This window comes from uncultured Lutibacter sp., from assembly GCF_937891065.1.
Taxonomy (GTDB): Bacteria; Bacteroidota; Bacteroidia; order Flavobacteriales; family Flavobacteriaceae; genus Lutibacter.
Genome location: NZ_CALAEQ010000142.1, coordinates 1 through 4,318, shown reverse-complemented (window position 1 = coordinate 4,318; position 4,318 = coordinate 1). Strand labels below are relative to the sequence as shown.

Sequence of the window (4,318 nt, the reverse complement as noted above, 5' to 3'; positions counted from 1 at the left end):
TAGAGTGCTTGACTGGCAGTCAAGAGGTCGTGGGTTCGATTCCCATCTTCTCCACAAAAAAATCGCAATTAACAATTATGTTAATTGCGATTTTTTATTAAAATTTATTAATTTAATTTTTAGTAATAATACTTTATTCAGTTTCTTCTTCTACCATTAAAACTTCGGCTTCAAATTCACCAGTTGAAAAATCATCAGAATTTAGCCAATATGTTGAAGTAATTAATTGGTAGGAATTTGTTCCTGTAGATTTTAAATCCCATAAAATACCTTCAGCTTCATTAAATGAGTTTTCGCTTTTTAGTTGTTCTTCAAACAATCTAATTAATAAGGCACTTGGAGTTAACCCATAAATCAATGCTTTTAAAACAACTTCTTTGGTGATTTTATGAGATTCAGTTGTAGTTGGTACTAATTCAAAATCTAAAACAGTTGCCTTTGTATTTTGAAATGTGCCATTATATGCTTTATATAAAAGTTGGTTTATATTAAATAAGGTAGCATGTAACTCTATTACAGGATATTCTTCAGAAACTTTATCAAGAAGCATTTCATGTGAAAGAGAATCTATTTGTCCTTCGTTTAAATGGTCTGATAATTTGTAGGATAAAATGATAGCTGCGGCTTCATTTGGTTCATAATCAGATATTGCCATAAATAAATACTCCTTTAATTCAGCATCATTCAGTGTGTTAGCATCTGGGTAATCAAATAGAACTAATAATTGTCTGTAATCATTATTTGACCAGCTATTTTCTATTTCGTCAATAGTTTTAATATTGTTTATAGTTACTTTATAAATCATTATAATTGAATATTTTAGTTAATACGTGTATAAGACCCCATAAAACTAAGAAAGTCACTTTTTTAATTTTTTACACATGAAAAAACCTCACATTTCTGTGAGGTTCTTTTTTGCAATTTCCCTTAATTAATAATAATATATATTTCTTTTTCCTGAGACAAATATAGGTTGAGTATTGGTTCTAGCTTAGGGGGAATACCCCAAAATTAGTAGGGGAAAAACACCCTTTTTAGAAAATCTCTTTTTTAAACTATAATAATAATAATAATTACCCCAACCAACCCTCTCTATCTAAACTTCTATATTGAATGGCTTCTAAAATATTTGAAGACATCTTATACTTTCCTTTTTTCTGTAACTCGTTTTGTGCTATATAAATCGATACCTCTATAAAAAATACAAAAACAAACCATTAAAATTATGCAAACATCATAAAATCACTAATTTATTTAGGTATTATAAATAGAGTTTTAAATAAATTTTGTAACTTAGATACAGTTTCAAAATGAAAATAAAAATGAAAAATCAAGTAATGGCTTTTGCTATATCTCTGCTTTTGTTTTCTTGTTCATCTACATATAAAAAAGAAGATGCCATTCGGTCATTAAAAGTTCTAAACAGTGATATTCTAAATCTACTGACTGTTACAACTGAATTACCTGAAATTCAAGCTTTAAAATTTTTGTATAATCAAGCGAATTCACCCATTCCTTTCAAAAAATCTGAATTTAAGGTAGATAATTCTACTTTTAAAATGGAGAATATGAAAGGAACTTATATTTGGAACCCAGAGTTAAATGACTATGATTTTAAAAAGGATAAAGGCTTTATTGATGTGTACTTTCAGTTAGCTTGCATGGAAAATATATATTTTCAAATTTTAAATTATGAAAGTGAAGCTTATTCTTCAAAGCCTGATTTTCCAACTAAAATTATTGCTAAAATTCTTGACGGAACAAAAGAGAAATTAGTTATCAATCATGTTGGAAAAGTGAAGGATAACTTACCCGAGTTTATGGAAACAACAATTAAAGGAGGTGAGTATGATTTAATTGCAGGATTTAAAAGAACAAAAGAATCAGGAGATGGAACTATTGATATGTATTGGTGTATAAATAAGGGTTTATTTACGATTATTGATGCAAAAATACTTGCCGAAATAAGCTATAGCCAACAGGGATTTTACTATAATCATATTGCATTTGAAAGTAAGGTTTTCAATCACACCATTATGGGTACGATTGACTACAAAAATATAGAGCCAACATCCACAAATTATGCGGAGTCATTCAATAGAAACGCTACTATAGAAATTTTTGAGTCATCCAATATAAAGGTGGGCGATATTGTTTTGGTAAGTTCAGGAGTAGATGATTTACAGGAGTTTAAGATTCAATTTGAAAACAACGAACAGGTATTATTGAAAGAATATTTACCTGCATTAGATAAATTGTATAACTTAAAATACTAAATTATGAAGAATTTTAAAACACTTTTAGCTGTGCTACTCATAGTTCTTATGGGAGCAGTGGCATGTGAGGATGACGAGACCGTTGATCCTGAAAAAACTATTGGAAAAGTAGGTAACTATTGGGGCATGTATGTAGATAATAATGATGCTGGAGATGTCACAATTACTCAAAACATTGATGGTAATATCATAGCTAGTTTTAGTTATGATGGAAGTACACATAATGTGGAAGGGAAAATTACCAGCAATGGAATATATGATTATGTGTACAGCAATGGGGACAGAAGCAAACCTTTTACCTTGGTTAAATTTGATGCTAAGGTAGGGGATAAATGGGAGTATAATGTAGGGGACAAGAAGGTAGTTAGGAAAGTGGTTAAAAAGAGTACTACTGATGATGTTGAGTATGGTTTCTATTATGTAAAAACCATTGATGTGGAAGAAACAATTCCCACTGGTACAATGGTTAATGGAAGCTCAAGTGAGATTAAAAAAATACTATGGAAATTTAATCATAAGTTTGGTTTTATTGAAGCAGATGTAACAAAAACAGACAATTCAGTATCAAAGGTTACCAGCCTTACCAATGCGGGTGATTAAGAGGATTAGAACCTTATAATTGAGCCTTGCTGAGAAAATAGGGGACTGTTAATAATGTCATTAGGATATACTATCAGTCCCTGGTTTACATCTATATCTTCTCCTAAAACATTATAAAAAGCTTGCCAAATAATTAGGGAACAATACCAATTTCTGGGCGAATTGTCATTCATTTTATTGTAATTTTTGGTAGCCCTCCAACTTGAAGTCCCATGGTCTTGATCAGTAATGAACTGGATGATTTTTTCAATTTGATCTTCTGATAAATTAGCCCTCAGAAGGAATCTTCCCCCTATATATTTATTACTGAATGTGAGGCATACAGAATCTTTTGAAGAACTTTCCTGATATGCCTTTATTTTTCTTATTTGATCCTTTTTTGGGACATCCCTTGAATGTGATTCAAATATAGTAGTCCTTTTTAGCAAATTAATGACATTAGTGTCTTTCCCACCTTCTAAAATAATTGCTGCATGTCCAAAAGTGGCACCTCCTTCAATAAATGAACTCCCAATCAAGTTATTGTGGTTAGCTTTTACTAAAATATCCCCTCTTTTAAATTCAATTTCACCTATATGTAATTTAATTTTTTTAGGAATAGGGCTTTGAGAGAAGCACGAAATCGAGGTAAAGGATAACCAAACTATAGTAAATAATATCTTCATAGAAATTCTCTTTTTAAATTATGATAATAATTACCCCAACCAACCTTCTCTATCTAAACTTCTATATTGAATGGCTTCTGAGATATGGTTTGTAGATATTTCTTCAACTCCTTCTAAATCTGCAATAGTTCTTGATACTTTTAAAATTCTGTCGTAGGCTCTGGCAGATAAGTTTAAACGCTCCATGGCTGTTTTTAGAAGTGTTTTACTCTCGTCATTTAGTTTGCAAAATTTTCTGATATGTTTTACGGTCATTTGAGCATTATAATGGGTGTTTTCCAATTCAATAAATCGTTCAGATTGTTTTTCACGTGCTTTTGTAACACGTTCTCTAATTAGTTTACTTGGCTCGGCAAGTTGCTCTTCTGAAAGTTTTTCAAACGGTACAGGATTTACCTCAATATGAATGTCAATTCTATCTAAAAGTGGCCCTGAAATTTTACTTAAATAGCGTTGCATTTCAGCAGGCGATGAGGTGACAGGCGCATCAGGATCATTAAAATAACCGCTTGGACTTGGGTTCATACTTGCCACCAACATGAAGCTACTTGGATAGGTAACAGTAAACCGAGCTCTTGAAATAGTTACTTCTCTATCTTCAAGTGGTTGGCGCATGACTTCTAAAACACTTCTTTTGAATTCTGGTAATTCATCTAAAAATAAAACACCATTGTGTGATAATGAAATTTCACCAGGTTGTGGATATTGGCCTCCACCAACCAAAGCAACATCTGAAATGGTATGATGAGGAGCACGAAAAGGTCGTTGTCCCATTAA

Annotated in this window: 5 protein-coding genes; 2 read left to right on the top strand and 3 right to left on the bottom strand. The window is 31.3% G+C overall.

The window, feature by feature from the left end; genetic code table 11:
* Positions 1–133: 133 nt before the first annotated feature.
* Positions 134–805 carry a hypothetical protein gene (locus Q0352_RS07855; protein ID WP_299526213.1) on the bottom strand — a complete coding sequence of 224 codons (672 nt, stop codon included), beginning with the start codon at positions 803–805 and terminating at the stop codon, positions 134–136.
* 517 nt (positions 806–1,322) lie between these two features.
* Here Q0352_RS07855 and Q0352_RS07850 point away from each other — a divergent pair.
* Both Q0352_RS07850 and Q0352_RS07845 read left to right on the top strand, forming a co-directional pair.
* Entirely contained in the window at positions 1,323–2,276 is a 954-nt protein-coding gene (locus tag Q0352_RS07850; RefSeq protein WP_299526210.1) for a hypothetical protein, read from the top strand.
* A 48-nt stretch (positions 2,277–2,324) separates the two neighbouring features.
* Complete coding sequence (locus Q0352_RS07845) at positions 2,325–2,876, top strand: hypothetical protein (RefSeq protein ID WP_299526207.1); 552 nt, start codon at positions 2,325–2,327, stop codon at positions 2,874–2,876.
* A 5-nt stretch (positions 2,877–2,881) separates the two neighbouring features.
* Here Q0352_RS07845 and Q0352_RS07840 read toward each other — a convergent pair whose 3' ends face one another.
* Positions 2,882–3,541 (bottom strand): hypothetical protein, encoded by a 660-nt coding sequence (locus tag Q0352_RS07840; protein WP_299526204.1) that lies wholly within the window; start codon positions 3,539–3,541, stop codon positions 2,882–2,884.
* A 30-nt stretch (positions 3,542–3,571) separates the two neighbouring features.
* The coding region (locus tag Q0352_RS07835) for an ATP-binding protein (RefSeq protein WP_299526201.1) at positions 3,572–4,318 on the bottom strand (747 nt) is incomplete at its 5' end.